We start from the raw sequence: 19,954 nt of genomic DNA on the forward strand, positions 1-19,954 counted from the left end.
TTCTGTTGTTACACAAAAAAAGAATTCAAAATGATTAAGTTAAAAACGGCGATTCGCCAGTTTGTATTCCGGTCCGGATGTTTTGCAAATTCCCTCACTCATCAACCACCCGATTTTTTTAACAGTCGTTAGTACCTGAAAACGGTAGCTGATGTTTTCCCATTTTTTACCGTCGCTGACGGTAACGGGGTAGCCTTTGCTCAAAATGAAATTCTCTTTATCAAAAAAATGTCGCTCATATCAATTTAATTCAATTAATATCAACACATTACATATTACAATACAAATATAGTCATTTATTGTTACAGCGACACAAATTTGTTACAATTTTAATCATAACGACCCATGTATCCTTACAATAAACGTTTCATTAAATTGATCCGTAAAGAACTAAAACTAACACAACATGAAATGAGTAATCTTCTTGGCATATCCCGCGGGAGCTTTGCTACCTACGAATCAGGCAGATCTAAAGGAAGCCATTTTTTCCATGAGAGAATGGTCGCGCTATTTGGGATCGACCTTCGGCAGCCGGCAGACTTTCACAGCATTGTGTTTAAAGATCCCGGCAAAATAAAGGCCGCCTCGTTCGCCTATCTCCATCAGTTGAAAGTATACGATCAAACATAAAAAAAAGGAGCCCGCAGGCTCCTTTTCCCGTTATAAAGATGAGTTGACCGTATTAACTGATATTTTCTATGATACCTGCAATGCCTTGTCCGCCGCCTACGCAAGCAGTTACGATACCATATTTTTTATTGAGTCGCTTTAAATCGCCCAGCAACTGAACGGTTAATTTCGCACCGGTACATCCCAGCGGATGTCCCAGTGCAATAGCACCACCATTGATATTCACAATATCCGGATTGATACCCAGCTCACGGACAACAGCGATCGCCTGAGAAGCAAACGCTTCATTCAGTTCCACCAAATCGATGTCCTGTAAGGTTTTTCCGGTACGCTGCAATACCTTCGGAATAGCTGCTACCGGGCCCACACCCATAATACGCGGATGTACACCTGCAGAAACACAACCCACCAAACGGCCAATAGGCTTCAATCCCAGCTCATTGACCATACGCTCACTCATCACTACCACGAAAGCTGCACCATCAGAAGTCTGTGAAGAGTTACCTGCTGTCACAGAACCACCTGCAGCAAAAACAGGTTTCAGTTTACCTAACGCCTCCAGTGAAGTATCCGCGCGCGGCCCTTCATCAGTGTCCACCACATAAGAACGTTTCTGCTTCTTCCCATTACCATCTACATATACTTCTTCTACATTAATGGGCAAAATACCCGGCTTGAAATAACCATTCTGAATAGCATTCAATGCCTTCTGATGCGACTTAAATGAGAACTCATCCTGGTCCTGGCGGCTTACTTTGAATTCATTAGCCACTGCTTCAGCGGTGAGTCCCATGCCAATATAATAATCGGGATTAGTACTGGCCACAGTATAATTAGGAACTGTTTTCCATCCTGCCACCGGTACAAGACTCATGCTCTCGGTACCACCGGCAATGATGCAATCTGCCATCCCTGTCTGGATTTTAGCCGTTGCTATTGCAATGGTTTCCAGGCCGGAAGCACAATAACGATTTACCGTCATGCCCGGAACATCAATACCCAATGCCCTTACAGAAATCATTCTGCCAATCTGTAAACCCTGTTCTGCTTCCGGTACCGCATTCCCTACAATCAAATCGTCTACCCGCTTAGGATCCAGTTGTGGCAAGGATTGCAACAACCCGGTGATTACATCTACAGCCAGGTCATCTGGTCTGTAAAAGCGAAATCCCCCTCTTTTGGACTTGCCTACCGCGGTGCGGTATCCGGCTACTATATAAGCTTCCTGCATGAAAAAATATTTTATAATGAGCTAACGATTAGATTATCAACATAATGGGTATTTATCCACATTTCGTCCTTCTTATCAAATTTAATTAAATAAAGTACACGAATATTCAGAAGAACCGTTAAATTTGCACTCACGTTTTTTAACAGGAAACGTTGGAATGACTCCTTAGCTCAGTTGGTTAGAGCTACTGACTCTTAATCAGTAGGTCCAGGGTTCGAGCCCCTGAGGGGTCACTTGAAAGGACATTTCAGTCATATTACTGAAATGTCCTTTTTTTATTTCTCCGAAAACCTCGCCCAAACTACATATCAAGAATCAAGTTGAAAACCTGGGAATATCTTTTTTCAATATTCTCTAAATGCTCATACACTCCCGTTTGTCATTCTCAAATACTCAATGCACTCTCTTTGAATATTATACAATACGCCATACACTCCCTTTAACTAGTCTTCCATCTATCCAGAAAACACGTTCCCCGAATTATGTTATATTTATAGTAATCAAAATAATCTCCCATGGCAAAACAAATGTCTATCATTTCTTTTACGGGAAAACTCGGCCATCTCATAGGCTATAAGCGCAATGGCAACTACTTTCTGCGCAGCATGCCTCAAAGCGTGCAGCAAACGGCTGCTACCCGCCGCGCATCCCGGCGCTTTGGCATCGCCAGCAGGAAAGGCGCTTTTATCCGTAAAGCGCTCTACCCCCACCTGGATATCCATTGTGACGGCGCCCACATCAATCGGCTCAATAAGCTCCTCATTGCTGCCGGCGATCATCACGCCGCCATCACAGGCTTCCGCTTCAATCAGCATACCGGGGTAGATCGCTTCTTTCCGGTGGCTCCCCGGCTTCTAGGTAATGGGATATTAAATATTCCTGCACAAACCATCGCCGAATATAAAGGCATTGCTGCCCTGGAAGTAAAAGTGATCGCAACCCGTATTGATTTTAGATCACGTCAGGTGGCGGGTAGCGAAACGGTTACACTAATGATAGATCCGGATGCCACTTTCCAGGAAACAAATGTTTCGCTGGATATACCCGGAGAAGGTTCATTGGTAGTGGTTTTCCAGGTAAGAGCGATGTACAAAGACGGTCCATCCGCCAACAGACAATATGTGGCAGCAGACATTATTGCGGTGGCAGCGCAACAAGTACCTAAATCTGCGAATAAACGTACTTACCCAAACCGGACAATATTGCTTCCCAAACTAACCTATACATACGCATATCCAGCTGTCATTCAACTGGAATAAAACTACTTTGCCCCCGGAGATATTTTGATAAATAAACTCTTTATACCTGCTTCCTTTCAATAGTATATTTCTTTCCGCAGCTCCCCCTGGCAGGGAAGCAGCCTTTCTATGGCCGGTTCTCACCTCCATCCATTTGCTGATGCAATTTCATCCCCGTTATACACCCGGACGTCATCCCCGCATCAAGTCCACCTCTCCTGCAGGGCTACTATATGTACTTAGCGGGTGCTAAGTATAGCCTGGCCGGAATCTACATAATGAAAAGGTAATGCTGATTATAATGATGGGGATTCTTAATGCACGATATCTTAAAAGTGTATGTAGAGACAATGAAGATAAAATCCCTTCCAAAATATCCGTGATGCAGGCTTTCGGGTCGCTGGCAGGCTTAGACCTCTAGCATTCTTCATTTATAGATTGACTAAATTGTATGCTTAAAATTTACACTACCCCCTTTGTTCTCTTTTTATTCCATTATTGACACCGGAAAAACTTCATTGATTTTATGGGTCCCTTCCTTAATCAAAACCTCGTTTCCATTATCACCAATTTTAAAATTAATCAAGTATTTATTAATCTTTGATAGCATATTAAACTCGATTTCAAATTCATTGGAGGCTTTCCAATATCCTCTTAACGCATATAGATGACCGGAACCGGCATCCTGATAAAATTTATACGCGGCACCAATTCCTAAAGGATAGATGATGGTTTGTTCCCCGGCTTGCTTTAGCATAAGAGATAGATTCCCTTTCTTCCACATAATTTCGGCGCTTTTAATAGCTAAGCTGTTTGTTGGGAAAATGATCGTCTTATTAAACAACTTCCCTTTTTTTGTAGCGTTAGAAATGTAACCGGGCGAATCGATAACCGCTTTTGCCGCCTGAAGTTCCATTTTTTTCAAGCTATTATAGGCTGCAGGATCACTTTTCAATTTCTTATCAGAGCGGAGCGATTTACCAATAATTTCACCAATCCGTTCCTTCTCGTCATCACCAAGACCGCCTGCCGTGACTACGACAATTGCATGGTGTATTGAATCGATATGTAACCTTTGTGTGCCCCTGCCTTCCGCATTATAGCCATGATCCTTGTCGATCCAAAAACCATAGCCGTAGCCATTTCCGTTTGGAAATACCGTATTCATGGATTTGGATTTTTTTACCCAGTCCGCGGAAATAATGGATTTATTATTCCATTTACCACCGTCTAACAATAGTTGGCCAATTTTAGCAAGATCATATGATTCTAAGGCAAGGTCTCCCCACCCGTAATTAATACCATGATTATTTTTCGACCAATAAAAGGACTTTATCCCTAAATCATTAAAGAGATGTTTTTTAGCAAAATCTTCCGGGGATAATCCGGTTGCCCGGTAAATAATTTCGGCAAGCAGGTAATAATTGCAACTGCAATAAGAGAATTGCTGGCCGGGATTAGCTACAAAAGGAATATCTAAAATAAATCCGGGCCAATTGTTTGATGGAAATAATTCATTGAACAGACTATCTTCATTTGAAAAGCCACAATCAAACCCCGAGGTCATAGTGAGCAGGTTTTTGATTGATAATGTTTCAAAACCCTTTCCTGTTAGTTTGATCTCCGGGAAAAATGATGAAACCAATTGATCTTCACTCTTTATATAGCCTTTATCTATGGCTATGCCAATAAGTATGAATGTTATTGATTTTGTACAAGATGCTATGTCATGCCGTAAATCTGCGCGAAAAGGATAGAAATAGGCATCAAATACGATCTTCTTATTCCGTACAATTAAAAGGCTGTGAATATTTATTTTGCTTTCTTTCACATAAGTAAATATATCACTTAAGCCTTTTGAGGAAAACCCTTCGTCTTCCGGTGTTGAGAAAGAAAGTGTTTCATCCGGGATCGCAGGTGTGGGAGCCTTTGTTATTTGAGAAAAAATCAGCACTGTTTTAAACAGCAGCAGTAACAATAAAGTAATTCTTTTACAATGGGAGCTATGCATAAATGGAAATTAATATATCCGCGAAGATAAAAAACTTCCAGGCCAGCAGATTTATCTCAGGTATTGAACGTAATGCCAAGCCGGATATCAATGTAGCGAACCGAAAACATAAGCCAACCATTATTATTAAACGTTGTACCCTGCGGATTCACTAGTGAGCCGGTTGTACGGTGCTTGCTGCTACTGCAATGGGGCTCCCGTGAGGCCTGCGGGGGATGTTGGCCAGTGAAGGCAAGTTGTCCCGTCTGGGAAACCTATACCTGGGAAAAGAGGCAAGGTGAATTAAGGGATTGTTTTTTCCATAAAAAATAAATAATATATTTGGAATTTTTGTCAACAAATTAAACACCCGCAATGAACTACCCAGCTAATGGTTCTAAAAAGCAACTTGAAAAAGTTTTAGATGGATTGTCACTCATGATTATATTTACCATAGTATGGGTAATGATCGGCGAGGTGACATTGAATGGCCGCGATTATTGGCTTATAGGAGCTGTGTTTACCCTGATCGTTTTATCGTTTTTAGCTTTTTATGCAAAGTTTTATACGATAGCTAAAAGATTGCCCGAAGACCCTGTTGCTGTTAATGAGGATAAGAAAACGAAGAACAAAAGATTCATTATTATTTTCATTGCCGAAGGCGTTGGTATATTGGTAATTAAAAATATTTTGGTAAATACCGGCCACGATAACTGGTTTATCCCAGGTATTGCATTAATTGTTGGCTTACATTTTTTCCCTTTAGCCAAAGTATTCAATCGTACGTTTGATTATTTTGCAGGGGCGTTTGTTTGCCTGACCGCTATAACAGGATTTGTATTGATCAATAAAGGGTTTCCTGCTTATATAACAACACCGATCATCAGCACCGGGTGCGCACTTGCAACGTCTGCCTATGGTACAATGATGATTCTTAAAGGAAAGAAAATACGGTCCTAATACTGCTACTATTATTGCTGCTCTGCAATAGATAATGTTACTTCAAATCGATCCATTCCTTCTATAAAATTTTCAACATTGGAAAAAATTTATTATATTACTAATAGGTGTTGATTTTTAACACTACAAATGCTTAACCCATGAAGCCAAAGCTTGTTTATAGTCTCCCGGATATGGTCTCTTCACTATATATCACCTGCAATAAACAAACTGAAGTATTATAGCACTCTGATGACATGCTGAACAACCGCTCCATGATGGCATTGCCCTTAGGCTAAAGACAGGAGAGGACTATTCATTAAATGTTTTCCACCATGAAACAGAACAGAACACCCAAAAAACTCCAGCTGGCGAAAGTGAAAATTGCTAATCTAAATCTACCCAAAGAGAAAGGAGCTGTTTGTCTTACATCCCTGGCGCAAACTACCTGCCCCCATTGCAATTTGTAATTATTACCTGCAAAGGTTAACTAATTCAGATGCTTTATTCATTGTATACCCTAAAGGGTATACAATGAATAAAGCATTACTATACCCCAAAGGGTATAATCCAATTTCTTACACTAGATTTTATACCCTAAAAGGTATAAAATAATATAAAAATAGGTAACCAAATTAAAATGCAGCTCAATAAAGGCAGGTTTGCAGCTCATTTTGAGCTCTATTTCAATTTCAATGTTGTTTGAGCTTTATTTAGCCAATAGGTGATTGATGGCAGAAAATATTACAATCTAATAGTGTTCTTCAACAAAACTTTCAACATTAAAAAAATTTCATTAAATTAGATAGAGGTACTAATCCCAACTTAATTAACCCAATGAAGTCAAAAGCCCATTTATAGCTTTCCCTTGTATTGATCGCTTCACCTTATACATCACCTGTAATAAATAAGCTTAAACATTATTAGCACATTGATTATATGCTGAACAACCACTCCACGGCATTGCTCCAAGCTAAAGACAGGAGAGGACTATTTATAAATGTTTTCCACCATGAAACAGAACGCAACACCCAAAAAGCTTCAGCTGGCGAAAGTAAAAATTGCCAATCTCAATCCACCCAAAGAAAAAGGAGCTGTTTGTCTTACATCCCTGGAGCAAACTACATGCCCTGGTTGCCATTTAACCAACCTTTGCATCTGATAGGTATGTGATAAACAATGTCAAAGGTCATCACAAAGTGTCGTTGACATTGTTTGTCCTTTAGTCTGGTTCATTTTGAGAATATCGCCTTAAATCTCTATTAGTCGCATCTGTACGATAACCTACAAATACTTCCCAATCACTGCATTCTTCCGCACCCAAAACGTCATCCACCAACTCATCCCAACTGCAAAGAAGAAAGTAATAAAAAACTTCACCAACGCCGGCAAATTAAAATCAAGCAACAAAAACTGACACCACACCACAAAAATGTAATGCACTAAATAAATGCCGTAAGCATTCGCAGCCAGCGACTTCCACCAACGCCCTGTTTTATTGAATATACTTTTAAACGTAGTCAAAAATGCAATACTGCTCAGCGTGCAGGATAATACCCATACCGATCTGTAGATCAGCATTCCCTGCACTTCGCTTAACTGATGCTGTTGCACCATTACGGTTAAAGGGGCAGCAATAAACATCAGCAATACAAATACGGCTACACAAGCCAGCAACCATACCGGCCAACGTTTTACCCATACAGCTTCACCTGCAAATATTCCATTGCTTAATCCTGGTGTACCTATTAATATGCCCAACAGAAAATAACCGAAATACAAAAGGAATCTGCTTATCTGGAAATCAAATGGACCAATGCCCGTCCATGCATCAGGAGAAACTAACAGTATAATGGGAACGTATACTATCCAGGTGAAGCCATACCACAAGAGCAGCAACTTAAACGGTTGTTGCTTTTGCAACGCAAGCCATTCGCCGGACTTGCTGATACCATTCTTCACAAACGAATAGCACAATGCAAAAATCAGGTTAAACAGAAACAATACCCAGATAAACCAGGGAGGGCCAACAGGCCAGGCTTCTACCGTAAAAAAATCAACTATGTAATCTTTTATGTTAGTTTTTCCATACGCCAGGTAAAAAGCAGGATAATAAGCTAACAGCATCAGCAACGTAACACCAATAACAAACGGAATAAATAAGCGAAAAAACCTATCTCTGATAAATATTTTTACTTGTTTATTTTGAAGACTAGGCATCACAAAAATGCCACTGATTAAAAACATCAATGACATAAAAAAGCCGTCATTAAAAATTACCAATATATCCAGCTCTTTAGATCTTACAGCATCTACTACCGGGTGCGTAGATGCGATGTATACTGTTTTATTAAACCAGGAAAACGTGGTATAGGCAAGTGCTGCATGATGCGATACGACTAAAATGGTGATGAAAAATCGCAAGTTATCTACCCAACTATTTCTCGTAACATTCTTTTCCATATTGTTAATACGATTAATGAGGAGCAGGTGCTCAGCGTGGTGCTACAGCGATGTTACCAGTAATTTAAGTGGTTGTGTAACAAAAACCACAATAAATTACATGACCGGTATTCCTTAGATCATCTCCTGATAAAAAAGTAATTTGCAACAGCAACACTAAACTTTTGGCAAATGAAAATAGCTATTCCGGATGACTACCAAAATATTATCAGGAGTCTTGACTGCTTTAAATTATTATCATCCCAGGATGTGATCATTCTACATCAAACAGAAAAAGACCCTGCATTGCTGGCGGAAAAACTGAAAGACGCAGACATCCTTGTATTGACCAGAGAAAGAACAAAAATAAATGAAGTGTTGTTGGAAAAATTGCCTAACCTGAAACTGATCAGTCAGACCGGCAAAATAGCTGCACACCTGGATCTGGCCGCCTGTACAAAATACAAAGTGGCTGTAGCAGAAGGGATTGGTTCACCCGTAGCACCCGCTGAACTAACCTGGATACTGATTATGAATACGCTCAGGCAAATTCCTGCAGCTATAGAAGGGATGAAAGATGGGAAGTGGCAAATAAACATCGGCTCCACTATTCATGGCAAAACAATTGGCATTTGGGGATATGGAAAAATCGGTAAAATGATAGCCGGTTACGCAAAAGCATTTGGCGCCAGGGTGCTGGTATGGGGAAGCGATACTTCCAGGGAAAATGCAGTCAAAGATGGATATGAAAAAGCTGCAACAAGAGAAGGTTTCTTCCAAAACGCTGATGTTATTTCACTGCATCTTCGTTTGAACGACAGCACTACCGGTATTGTAAAAGAGACAGATTTAAGTTTGATGAAACCCACTGCTGCACTGATTAACACTTCCAGAGCGGAACTCATTGAAAAGGGGGCATTATTAAAATGTCTCAAAAAAGGAAGACCCGGATTTGCAGGCATTGATGTATATGAAGAAGAACCTGTGTACGATACTGCATTTGAATGGCTCCATATGCCCAATGTTGTATGCACACCACATCTCGGGTATGTGGAAAAAGATAGTTACGAATTGTATTTCGGCAAAGCATTTGAAAACGTGATGAGCTTTATCAACGGGCACCCAATCAACATCGCCAACCCGTCTGTTTTGTAATCAAGAAAAGTTTATTACTAACAACATTACACGTATTACAAGGGTTTCCAGGTATTACAATTCCTGGTTACAATAAATTGCTGTAAACTTACTAATAAGAATTAGCTATCTATGAGCAAAAAAATGAGAATAATTACCGTAGTACTGTTAGTATGCTTTGCAGTTAGCTGCTATCAACAGTTAAATCACACCATTTACGCAAGCAGAACGGTGGTACTTGGAGTCGTTTCGCTGGTGGGATTGCAGGTTATTTTTGTCCTGTCTGTGATAAGGATGTTTATTGCCTGGAGACAACGATAGTAACTGTTACTCATAGGATAAATTTATGCGTACTACTTAATAACTCTAATCACTGCCAGATCATCTGTATGATTCAGGCCGTACTTATGTTCTATCGTCTTTAATTTCATATTCAACATTTCCTCATTTCCCAATCCAGTTGTATCATGTAATAAAAAGGTTATAGGATCTACGGTTTCGGAATTCTCCGGAGCTGCCACTCTTGTAAAAGATTCAATGCCATCTGTGGCAATACTGATATCACTCAGGCTTTCAATAAATAGCCGCTGTTTTTGTGCAGAATACCAGGTATCAAAATCTTCTGACAAATGAAATCCAAGGTAATCTGGTTTATTATCCTGATCAAATGATGTAACCGTTCCATTGATACTGACTACGCCATCTCCAATCGCCAGCAATATACCTTTATCTGCTTTTGCATCTGCCAGCAAGATGATTAATGTTGTCAACAGTTCTTCCCGCTCCAACTGTAATTGATTTTTAAGCACTTTCATCTCACTAAATAATTCCTGCAATATCCCCTTAAGGTAAGTATCGAGCGATAATTCATCTGCTGTTTTTGCATAAAATTCTTTGTAACTGAGTGATTTGCAGATCTTCCTCAGCAATTTGCCAACAATGGCGGAGATCAGATAGCTATCCTTTCCCATGGTGCATCCATCCATCACGGCACAGATAATTTTATTGTTCCCTATTTTATCTGCAAAAAGGTAATCTTCACAATGGTTGATGTGGTAAGCGCCAATGCGGAGTGTAGTGTATATGTTCATAGTTAATTATCGCTATCTGCAGCTATTTCCCCTTTAAACCAAAAGAGATAAGCTTCTAATTGCGAGACTAAGCAATAGGGCAAATTAAGCAGGTTATAATGTTTACCTGCAAGTGTCTGCACCTTACTAATACTTAATCCGCCAGCATAAAAGCGAACCGCCATTGTATGCGGAGCCATATCCATAAAGAGGTGAAGAGACTTCAAAACACCTTCTACCCCTGATTTCACTTCTATTGGAATTAATTTCCCTTCAAATAAATAGACAAAATCAACTTCTGCTGTTGAACTATTTTTTTCACGTACCCAAAAATTCAAATGGCTGAGCGCCTGATATTGACTCGCTAATAACTCTTGCCCTACAAGATGTTCTATCATTGTCCCTCCATAAACAGCATTCAGATCCGTTGTTCCGATGATATCCCGTTGTATACCAACGAAATAATTGAGCATCCCGGTATCTAACAGCTGCAACCTTGGAGACTTTTTCATGTCGGGCATTAGTGGTAATGTTGCATTTGTATCAGGATAGACCAGATGTATTAACAATGCTTTCTCGAGCGTACGCAAAGCTTCGCCCATTTCACGGCTATTATAATTACTTTTACCAAATCCCTGGAATTTAATTCGTCTTCCAGCCTCTCCATAAGATGCACGAATAGCATGTCGGATTACCTGTACCTGATTGCCATTGGAAGCATACTTTTCCACATCGTCTATATAGCCCACTATTATTGATTCATAGATGGCCCCTAATGTCGTTAAATCATGATTCTCCGCGTATTGCTTCACGATTTCTGGCATACCACCAATCAAAGCGTAAGTACGGAACAATTGCATTAATTTATCCTTTGCAAAGTTTTGCAAAGGAACATTTTTTAATTGTTGTAATGCAGCAGCTTCCCCCGTTGCCTGTAAAAACTCAGGGAAAGATGCTGGTCGTAATACCAGATAGTCAACACGTCCAACCGGGAAACTTACTTTCTGATTAAAAATAGTTTCAAGCAAGGAGCCGGCAGCAATGACATGTATATCTCCTGCCTGCTCATAAAAATACCTCAGTACATTGAGCGCCTCGGGGAACTCCTGTATTTCATCAATAAAAATTAACGTGTCCTGCTTTTGATCATAGCTTTTATTTTTAAGAAAAAATAACGCTTGCAGCAGCGTTTCAATGTCGCGGAATTGCTCAAATGGTCGTTTGTCTGCCGGTAGCTCAAGATTTAGATAGATATATTGACTAAATTGTTGGGCAAATTGTTGAATTAACGTGGTTTTACCAACCTGCCTGGCACCTCTTAAGACCAGTGGTTTGCGCGTTGATTGTTTGCGCCATTTCTCCAATGCCGGTAAAATATCCCTGGTAAACATTACACAAAATTAGGGTATTTTATCTTCTTTTATGTCACAAAATTAGGGTAAATATATACAAGGTTTTTCATAAAATAAGGGACAAAATACACTAATACATTGATAATAAATGGTTTAAACAAAAATGGTTGCCGCGCTGCGCAGCAACCATTTTTGTTTATCATTCAACCGCATCAAAATGTTGGATCCGGTGGCGTATTAGGATTATCATTCCGCTCAACAAACGGATACGGGAAATAATTCCTTTTCCGCTCTGACTGTGGCCTTCCAAACCGGCGGCTATCTTCCAGTTCCTGCGCTCCCATAAACAACTCTATCCGGCGATGTTGATAAATTAAATTCAGCAACTCAGGTTCTGTAGTGGCAACAACCGCGGGCAACTGCGCACCTACTCCAAAAGGATCTCTGGAAACTTGCTTGGTAACTACTTTATTTAATTCTATCAAACCATTAGGTACATCATGCTGGCGGGCAAAACATTCTGCTTTTATCAGCATTATTTCTCCCGGCAGGTAAATAGGAACAATATTAACGTTACCCTTGAAAAAGCCATTAATAATAAAACGCGGTTTCTGTGATGCGGGTCTGAGTATATAAAACGGTACCCGCTGATCTGCGAGATTCGGTTGGATGGCCACCGGTAGTCCCATAGAAGAGTCGATAACGTTATAGATATTGTTGGTGGCCGTCACTAAAGTAAAGATCGGGTTTGTAATCTGAGGATTGAAAGCATGAAATGACCTTACACTCAGATCTACTTTGTTAGCAGCAGCCATAGCGGTAGCATAGTCTCCGGCATACAAAGCATACCTGGCTTTCAGCGCATATAGTGTGTTGATGATATTGACGCTGTCGGGTACGCTCGCGGTAAAATTACTACCTATAGGCGTAGCTGTTATTGTATTGATGGCATTATCCAGGGTAGCCACTGCCAGTGTGTATCCCTGCTTGCCAGGAATGAACTTTACGTCTGTAGTAGTGGTGTCTGGCCTGCCAGTGTTGGCCGGCACCTGTTCCCAGAAATTAGCCTGTACACCTATTGCCAGTGCTTTAAAGATAGAAGTATAGCCAATGATACCGCTGGCAAAACCTTTATCTGTAACAATTGTATTCGTGCGGCGTAAGATACTGTCTGCTTCATAACGGATCTTGTTACTAACAGCCCACATACCGGTCACCACTGCATTGGTGTTTAAGATACTGCTACCACCGGCCCCTATTTGTGCTTCATCTGTATTACCCGGATTGGTAACAAAGGTTTCTCCGGTGAGTAAACTACCGGAGGTAACGGTGGTATATAACAATCCCGTCCTGTCTTTTGCATACCATGCCCGTAGCCCTACTGCGTCACTTGCCAGCGTAGTAGGCGAGCTGTATGCCTCTTCTGAAGACGGGCCGGAAGGATCCCGGTAATCCTTTTTACAGGCAGCGATGGTGGAGAAAAATGCGGCGCTTAATAAGCTATATCGGATATATCGTTTCATGATGGATCTTGTTTAATGGGTTTAAAATTTTGCGCGAACAGACAGGTTATAACTTCTGGGGATAGGTACTGAACCAAAATCAATTCCACGCAGCACTGTACTTTGTCCTGCGGCGTTTAATTCCGGATCGTATCCTTTGTAGTTATCCCAGGAAATAAGATTCCTGCCTCCCAGGCTGATGGACAAATCACTTAACCCTTTCAGCTTACCAAAGTCGTAGGTAAATGATACTTCCCGCAATTTTACAAAGGAGCCATCATCTATTCTCCATTCCTGTATGTTATAGTTACCTGCAATAAAACCACGTGGTACCTGCCCTTTATCTTCCATTTCCGCTACTTTACCATTGTCTACGCCTTGTCTTGTTCTCCAGTCCGCATTAAACACATCCACTCCCTGAACCGCGTCCAGTTGTATATGTAGTCCCAGTTTTTTGTACTGAAAATCTGTGGTAATGGTGCCCGTGTACTTGGGATTAGGATCTCCAATTTTAGTATTTAATGCCGGCAATTTAGTATCTGGCAACCCGGTGGCCGGATCACGGTTAACCACATACGTAAGTGGTGATGTTTGTTTACCTCTTTCTGTAACCGGGATACCGGCTGGTGTTTTCAGGATATTCCCGTTGTTATCACGTGCAAAGAAGGTACCGTAGAAAAAGCCGATAGGCTCCCCGTTAGCGATGCCTATTGGCGCACCACCTACCGTGTTATAAAGAATCAGTGATTGTCCGATATCCACTGCTTTATTCTTATTACGGTTGTAGATGGCCGTCAGATTCCAGGTAAAGTCTTTCGTTTTTACCGGCGTAACATTCAATACTACTTCCACACCGCTATTCTGTAAAGTACCGATATTGTCGAGGTAGAAGGAGTAACCATTGGTAGGTGCAATAGCACGACTGATCAACAAATCTTCCACCCGTTTTTTGTAGTAGTTAACGGATAAGGATATACGATTATCCCAGAATGCCATGTCTGTACCAAGCTCAAGCTCCTTTTGTTTTTCTGGCTTCACGTTTGGATTGGTGTAAGTACCGGGTGACTGAAAAGAAGAAGCCCCAATAAATGCGGTGGCGTTATAGGTATTATAACGGCCATAGGCGGGTATACCAGTCAGGTTACCGGATTCACCATAAGCCGCGCGGAATTTCAGCAGGTTCCACCATTTGGAAATGGATGATTTTTCCCAATAATCAGTTCCTGATAATACGTAGCTACCGCTTAATTTGGTGTAGAGCTGATTTCTTTCATCTACGCCAAATACAGAAGATCCATCCACCCTAAGTGCACCGGTAACAAACAACTGGTTACGGTATTTAAAATTCTGCTGAATATATTCCCCGGAAATAGATATCTCTGTCCGCTGGTCAGCACCAGGTATGATAGTAGTTGTTCTGTCTGATGTCTGTACAAAAGGAGGTAAGCCTCTGCCCTGCTCCAGGGTATAGTGCATACGCTGGTATTGTACAGAATATCCTACCTGTGTGACAGAACTGAATTTATCATTGATATCCCAGTTATAGGTAGCATTCAGGTCATGGTTGATCATGAAAGAATTGTTATTACCTGCGCTGGCATATCCATTCTGTGAGGGATCCAGGTTAGGTCCACCGCCATAAAACCCCGGGCTTACAAAATAAGCAAAGGCAGGCATGAGCGTAGTACCTTCCTGGTTGTAATTATCTATGCCCAGACGATAGTCTACGGTCAGATTTTTAATAGGCCGGAGCTTAATCCCTGCGCCGGCAATCACTCTGCCTACATGTTGCTGTTGTTGAAAATCTTCAATAACAGATACCGGATTTACACGTCCACGTTCTCCTACTTTCAACAGCTGGCCTAAATTATTACGTTGCTGGATATCGTAGTAGTTACCGATGATAGTAACCGCATTCATGGGAGAATAAAAAGTATTGCCATCAGGTTTTTCATTTGATTTACTGTACACGTAATTCAGACTGGCATTAAAGCTGATCCAGTTATTCAGTTCCTGGTCGAGGTTGATCCGGAAACTATAGCGACTGAAATCTGTATTCTTAATGATACCCTGGTTATAAAAATAACTGGCAGAAGCAAAGTATTTGGTTTTGTCTTTACCTCCTGCTACAGAAATATTATTGTCGCTGCCAACGCCTGTACGGAAAATATAATCCTGGTAATCGTATCGGTTCACCGCGGTGGTGCTGACAACTGCCGGGGTGAGTATGTTTTGCGTAGAGTCATTGGGAGAACCTCCAAACTTAAGCGGCGCCTCATTTACATCCAACTTCTTACGAAGCTGGTTAACAGAAAAAGTGGTAGAGAAATTAACGACCGGTGCACCGGTGCTTCCTCTTTTAGTGAAGATCTGTACTACCCCGGCATTGGCGCGGGACCCATAGATCGCGGCGGCGGCGGCACCATTCAGTACTTCTATTCTTTCTATATCTGCCGGGTTTATATCCGACATGCGGTTTTGTCCTACACTACCAACAAAATTATCACCTGAAGAATTGGTTCCATAACTGGGATCAGCGTTGGTAACGCGGGTGGTGGAGTTATCAATGATCACCCCATCGATAATATACAAAGGTTCTGTTGACCCTGATATGGTGCTGATACCACGGAGTTTTACAGAGATACCACCCGAAGGGTCACCGGAATTCTGTGTGATCTGTGCACCGGCGGTTTTGCCTTGCAGTGCTGCCAGTACATTACCCGTACCTCCTTTGTTTAACTCATCAGCTTTCACCGTACTGATGTAGTTACCTAGTTGACGCCGGGTCGTTCCTTCTGAAGTACCTGTTACCACTATTTCGTCCAGTTTGGAAACAGAGGTGGTCAATTGTATATTTTGCGTATAAGTGCCTGCAGCATCACTGACTACGAGTACGCTTTCTTTTGGAGAATAGCCAATACCGGAATAAGCCAGTGTATAGTTACCAGGTTGCAGATTTGCGCTGAGGGTATAACGTCCCTCTCCATCTGTTTTAGTACCCAGCTTTGTGTTTTTGATAACCACTGTCATGCCTGGCAGCGGCGAGTTTTGTTCATCAGTGATCCGGCCGGAAATCTTCACTTGTCCGAATGCAGCAAAGGCAAGGAAGTTCATGAATAACAACAGCACAAAGGACCGGCCTTTGGCCATTTTCGTTACTAAAAATAGGTGCATAAAAAAGTTTTAATGAGATGTGTTGGTTGATTACAGATAATGGATTCTAAGCAAAAACAATCCATCCTATTGAGTTTAGACCGATTCAGTGTTMATATCGCTTTTTTTAATGAGTGTATCAATGTGGGTAACAAAACAGGCAGACAAAAGTTTAAATAACGTTTTTCCTCATCCGGGCAATATTTCATTTCAAAAAACTTGTTTACTCTAATACTTTTTCAAGTGTGTCGAAGTGATATCCTTTCTTTTTAAGTGTGGCAATAAGTAAAGACAATCTGTTATAAAATTTGTCGGTGCGGCGTGGATCCGTGCCGATATGTATCAGCAACAAAAAACCATTCAACCCACCTGGTTGGCTGTTTTCATATTGAATAACGGCATTGTAAATCTCCTCGGATGACCGGTACCTCTTGCCCATTTCAGGGTAAGTATAATCCGCATTTGAACTCGTTCCCGGCGTAAAATTAACTAGTCTCATTCCTGCTGCGGAAGTCCACGCTGCAATGCTATCGTTATACCATTCATAAGCAGGCAAAAACCAGCGCATCGATTTTTTGGAGATACCCACAGCTTCCATGCTTTTATAATTGGCAGCCAGATCCTCCTGGAATTGTGTTTTAGTCACCAGCAAACTATCACGCTGCTGCCAGTCGCAATACAGTAAATGCTGATCACCATGTGGGCCAAGATAGTGCCCGTCTGCTTTTAATTGTTGAATCAATTGCTGCGTAGCAGGTTCACGATAAAATTTCCCGGTAAAAAAAAAGGAAGCAGGTATTTGTTGTTGCCGCAGTGCAGCACGTATTGCTGGTCCGCCGTCTGCGAATTCATCTCCCGTAAAAACAAGCGCCAGCTGCTTACGGCTACTATCACCACGGATGATACCTCCATGATCGTATTGCCGTTTCCCGGCCCCTTCCTGTGCCTTGGCGGCCAAGAGATATACCAGAGAGGCGGTGCCGTCCATAGTGGGCTCATTGGTGCTGTAATCACCTACATCGTCATGATACACCGCCAGATCACTCTGAAAAGCGGCATACTCATCCGGTTTTGATAAACGTATACCAATCAGATTTTTGTAGATATTAGTATACACAGGTCCATCCACTAATCCACCATCTACCGGATAATGACCGATGGCAGAAAATGCGGAATGTGGATCTTCAGGTGTATCGCCATTAGCGGGTAAACCGTATACCATACCGGTGCCCCATGGATTACAGCCAAACAACCAGTCGATATTCGCCTGTTCCAATGCAGCAAAATCATTGTTTCCACTTAATTGCCGGTACCAGTAACATTGTATGGCAAATGCAGCTGTCAGATTATTACTACACCAGATAAATGGCACGCCGCGATAAAATGCGTTGTGCCTTGCGCGGTTCCATACTTTTTCAATACCTGTTTTATAGTAGCTGATCAGCTGTTGCTTTTCCGTACCGGAAGTTTGTTGGGCCAGCGCATAATGCCCCAGGTTAATAAAAGGATACCATTGGTAGTGATTGGCGGTATCTGCTCCCAGCCAGGGCGTTACCTTTTCCTGCTGTGCATAATCCCATGCTACACGTTGATATTTTTTCTCCTGCGTCATATGATGTAAGGTGGCAGCAGCCAGTTCCATATCATCGGTCCAGTTATCTTCTGCGTAAATATAAGGGGAGAGTGTGGAGGCGGTTTGACAAACACCGGGTTGCTGCAATCCCATACTATAAGCCGATAGCGCTCTTTTTTTCAGCAACTGCGCATAGGCGGTATCCGTTACCTTAAATAAAGAATATCCCAATGCAAAAGCACTGGAAAATTTGCCCGCCGTAGAGGCGACACCGGTAGTCTTATTTTTATATTTCCCGAGGCCCTGCGGTTGTCCGGTACAAAAATACACCGGGCGTTCGAAGCCTTTGCCATAAAAATTATCTTCACCAGGCAAGCGCATACCATGATGATCGCGGTCGTCAGCTACCTGGTTAAACATGAGCTGATCGCCGGGATGCATTTTCAACAACCAGTCCAGGCCCCACCTGGCTTCATCCAGCACATCCTTCACATGATTGGCACCCGGTAAGCCGTTAGCAGCATACTGATCGCCAAATACACCCGGGAAATCGCGGTATGCTGCCAGCAAATGAAATGTTGCGTTAGCGGAAGTAGTGACGTATTGCAGGTAATCGCTCGCATCATGCCAGCCTCCCGCTACGTTGATATGCGTGCTGTCCGGCATAGGTCCATACATGGTATAACCATCATGCGTGTGGCAGGAGTCTTTCAAAAAAGGGTTAAAACCACTTCTTTGCTGCCGCATATAACGTAATAAAAAATCAGGCGCGCCGGCATATACGTTGTCGCCTATACGAAAAACAGCGGAAACAGTTGTTCCGGCTTTCAGGTAATATTCACCGACATCTCCAAAAGTAGTAAAATCCAATCGGCAGGTTTGACGAAAGGGACCATAAGCACCGAATGAAGTACCGGTATTACCGGTATACATCACCTTATGTGAAACCGCCGCTATCAGCTGAAAGCTTTGTGGTTGCTCATTTTCCTTACTAACCCATACGGCTGCTTTAACTCCACCGGGAAGATAACCAAGCTGATTGATGCGTATCCATGCTGTGGCTAACTGCGCCTGGCCGGGAGTTGCCAGCAACAATAAACAAAACAGATGCAATACTAAAATCGTACTATTTTTCATCATGCCAGATCCGGTTGAAATCCTACATAATAAAAATAACTTTTTTACCGGAGAGGTGGAAGAAATACTTTACTCAATCGTTTTCGTTGTTGCTAATTTTTCATCCAGGCTCCAACGGTAGTATGGCATGGTAGCCAACAACAAAGCGGAAGTACAATCCACCCATACTGCATATGTCAGAGCAGAGAGTGCACCAAAGGAATAAGTCATCGACAAAGCGAATATCAACGTGAGTATAGCTGCTCCCAGTGCCACCCAACGGGTTTTATAACCCACCAGTAGTAAGATGGCAAAAATGATTTCAAGGGCAGTAGCTGATACCGCGAGAAAAGGTATGATGGCTGCCGGTGCAAAGGAATTTACTTTTCCGGTATAGATTACAAACTCTGCCCAGTTACCCTTTTCAGCGCCCCAAAGGCCAAAGCGGATAGCTACCGCCGACAAAAAATTAACGGCAGTGGCTACCCGTAGTAGCAGCACTGCCAGATCCTGGTACTTTTTCATACCATAAAATTAACAGCTATCGGGGCGCCGCCGGTAGTCCAGATAACGGATGCCAGGTA

At 41.9% G+C, this 19,954-nt stretch carries 14 protein-coding genes and 1 tRNA gene; 6 read left to right on the forward strand and 9 right to left on the reverse strand.

What is annotated here, in order from left to right; translation table 11 throughout:
* Positions 1–345: 345 nt before the first annotated feature.
* Positions 346–630 (forward strand): helix-turn-helix domain-containing protein, encoded by a 285-nt coding sequence (locus tag AC1DCV_RS10495; protein ID WP_477023137.1) that lies wholly within the window; start codon positions 346–348, stop codon positions 628–630.
* A 52-nt stretch (positions 631–682) separates the two neighbouring features.
* Here the strand turns inward: AC1DCV_RS10495 and AC1DCV_RS10500 are convergent, their stop codons facing one another.
* Positions 683–1,861 carry a thiolase family protein gene (locus AC1DCV_RS10500; RefSeq protein WP_441573478.1) on the reverse strand — a complete coding sequence of 393 codons (1,179 nt, stop codon included), beginning with the start codon at positions 1,859–1,861 and terminating at the stop codon, positions 683–685.
* Between the two features lie 159 nt (positions 1,862–2,020).
* Here AC1DCV_RS10500 and AC1DCV_RS10505 point away from each other — a divergent pair.
* A tRNA-Lys gene (locus AC1DCV_RS10505) sits at positions 2,021–2,094 on the forward strand.
* A gap of 282 nt (positions 2,095–2,376) precedes the next feature.
* The gene (locus AC1DCV_RS10510; RefSeq protein ID WP_477023138.1) at positions 2,377–3,120 is read left to right on the forward strand and encodes a hypothetical protein; all 744 of its coding nucleotides are present in this window, start codon (positions 2,377–2,379) and stop codon (positions 3,118–3,120) included.
* A 466-nt stretch (positions 3,121–3,586) separates the two neighbouring features.
* Here AC1DCV_RS10510 and AC1DCV_RS10515 read toward each other — a convergent pair whose 3' ends face one another.
* Positions 3,587–5,110: a serine hydrolase domain-containing protein gene (locus AC1DCV_RS10515; RefSeq protein ID WP_477023139.1), complete on the reverse strand. Its 1,524-nt coding sequence runs from the start codon at positions 5,108–5,110 to the stop codon at positions 3,587–3,589.
* A gap of 354 nt (positions 5,111–5,464) precedes the next feature.
* Here AC1DCV_RS10515 and AC1DCV_RS10520 point away from each other — a divergent pair, with 354 nt between their 5' ends.
* Both AC1DCV_RS10520 and AC1DCV_RS10525 read left to right on the forward strand, forming a co-directional pair.
* Positions 5,465–6,049: a hypothetical protein gene (locus tag AC1DCV_RS10520; protein WP_477023140.1), complete on the forward strand. Its 585-nt coding sequence runs from the start codon at positions 5,465–5,467 to the stop codon at positions 6,047–6,049.
* 991 nt (positions 6,050–7,040) lie between these two features.
* Positions 7,041–7,190, forward strand: a complete 150-nt coding sequence (locus AC1DCV_RS10525) for a hypothetical protein (RefSeq protein ID WP_477023141.1) — start codon at positions 7,041–7,043, stop codon at positions 7,188–7,190.
* A 122-nt stretch (positions 7,191–7,312) separates the two neighbouring features.
* Here AC1DCV_RS10525 and AC1DCV_RS10530 read toward each other — a convergent pair whose 3' ends face one another.
* On the reverse strand, positions 7,313–8,491 hold the full coding sequence (locus AC1DCV_RS10530; protein ID WP_477023142.1) for an acyltransferase family protein: 1,179 nt from the start codon (positions 8,489–8,491) through the stop codon (positions 7,313–7,315).
* 171 nt (positions 8,492–8,662) lie between these two features.
* Here AC1DCV_RS10530 and AC1DCV_RS10535 point away from each other — a divergent pair, with 171 nt between their 5' ends.
* Positions 8,663–9,625 (forward strand): D-2-hydroxyacid dehydrogenase family protein, encoded by a 963-nt coding sequence (locus AC1DCV_RS10535; RefSeq protein ID WP_477023143.1) that lies wholly within the window; start codon positions 8,663–8,665, stop codon positions 9,623–9,625.
* Between the two features lie 332 nt (positions 9,626–9,957).
* Here the strand turns inward: AC1DCV_RS10535 and AC1DCV_RS10540 are convergent, their stop codons facing one another.
* The 6 genes from AC1DCV_RS10540 to AC1DCV_RS10565 form a co-directional block, all read right to left on the reverse strand.
* Positions 9,958–10,695: a protein phosphatase 2C domain-containing protein gene (locus tag AC1DCV_RS10540; protein WP_477023144.1), complete on the reverse strand. Its 738-nt coding sequence runs from the start codon at positions 10,693–10,695 to the stop codon at positions 9,958–9,960.
* A gap of 2 nt (positions 10,696–10,697) precedes the next feature.
* Positions 10,698–12,065 (reverse strand): ATP-binding protein, encoded by a 1,368-nt coding sequence (locus tag AC1DCV_RS10545; RefSeq protein ID WP_477023145.1) that lies wholly within the window; start codon positions 12,063–12,065, stop codon positions 10,698–10,700.
* 173 nt (positions 12,066–12,238) lie between these two features.
* Positions 12,239–13,549: a RagB/SusD family nutrient uptake outer membrane protein gene (locus AC1DCV_RS10550; protein WP_477023146.1), complete on the reverse strand. Its 1,311-nt coding sequence runs from the start codon at positions 13,547–13,549 to the stop codon at positions 12,239–12,241.
* A gap of 21 nt (positions 13,550–13,570) precedes the next feature.
* Complete coding sequence (locus tag AC1DCV_RS10555; protein WP_477023147.1) at positions 13,571–16,702, reverse strand: SusC/RagA family TonB-linked outer membrane protein; 3,132 nt, start codon at positions 16,700–16,702, stop codon at positions 13,571–13,573.
* Between the two features lie 202 nt (positions 16,703–16,904).
* Entirely contained in the window at positions 16,905–19,394 is a 2,490-nt protein-coding gene (locus AC1DCV_RS10560; protein WP_477023148.1) for a bifunctional glycoside hydrolase family 9 protein/polysaccharide deacetylase, read from the reverse strand.
* A gap of 66 nt (positions 19,395–19,460) precedes the next feature.
* Positions 19,461–19,895: a DoxX family protein gene (locus AC1DCV_RS10565; protein ID WP_477023149.1), complete on the reverse strand. Its 435-nt coding sequence runs from the start codon at positions 19,893–19,895 to the stop codon at positions 19,461–19,463.
* Positions 19,896–19,954: the final 59 nt, after the last annotated feature.

It is taken from the genome of Chitinophaga sp. 10T418, assembly GCF_056394125.1.

Coding starts and splice junctions, on each gene's coding strand:
- AC1DCV_RS10530 (WP_477023142.1), bottom strand. CDS start 8,491: ATGGAAAAGAATGTTACGAGAAATAGTTGGGTAGATAACTTGCGATTT.
- AC1DCV_RS10510 (WP_477023138.1), top strand. CDS start 2,377: ATGGCAAAACAAATGTCTATCATTTCTTTTACGGGAAAACTCGGCCAT.
- AC1DCV_RS10565 (WP_477023149.1), bottom strand. CDS start 19,895: ATGAAAAAGTACCAGGATCTGGCAGTGCTGCTACTACGGGTAGCCACT.
- AC1DCV_RS10555 (WP_477023147.1), bottom strand. CDS start 16,702: ATGCACCTATTTTTAGTAACGAAAATGGCCAAAGGCCGGTCCTTTGTG.
- AC1DCV_RS10495 (WP_477023137.1), top strand. CDS start 346: ATGTATCCTTACAATAAACGTTTCATTAAATTGATCCGTAAAGAACTA.
- AC1DCV_RS10520 (WP_477023140.1), top strand. CDS start 5,465: ATGAACTACCCAGCTAATGGTTCTAAAAAGCAACTTGAAAAAGTTTTA.
- AC1DCV_RS10540 (WP_477023144.1), bottom strand. CDS start 10,695: ATGAACATATACACTACACTCCGCATTGGCGCTTACCACATCAACCAT.
- AC1DCV_RS10560 (WP_477023148.1), bottom strand. CDS start 19,394: ATGATGAAAAATAGTACGATTTTAGTATTGCATCTGTTTTGTTTATTG.
- AC1DCV_RS10545 (WP_477023145.1), bottom strand. CDS start 12,065: ATGTTTACCAGGGATATTTTACCGGCATTGGAGAAATGGCGCAAACAA.
- AC1DCV_RS10515 (WP_477023139.1), bottom strand. CDS start 5,110: ATGCATAGCTCCCATTGTAAAAGAATTACTTTATTGTTACTGCTGCTG.
- AC1DCV_RS10535 (WP_477023143.1), top strand. CDS start 8,663: ATGAAAATAGCTATTCCGGATGACTACCAAAATATTATCAGGAGTCTT.
- AC1DCV_RS10550 (WP_477023146.1), bottom strand. CDS start 13,549: ATGAAACGATATATCCGATATAGCTTATTAAGCGCCGCATTTTTCTCC.
- AC1DCV_RS10500 (WP_441573478.1), bottom strand. CDS start 1,861: ATGCAGGAAGCTTATATAGTAGCCGGATACCGCACCGCGGTAGGCAAG.
- AC1DCV_RS10525 (WP_477023141.1), top strand. CDS start 7,041: ATGAAACAGAACGCAACACCCAAAAAGCTTCAGCTGGCGAAAGTAAAA.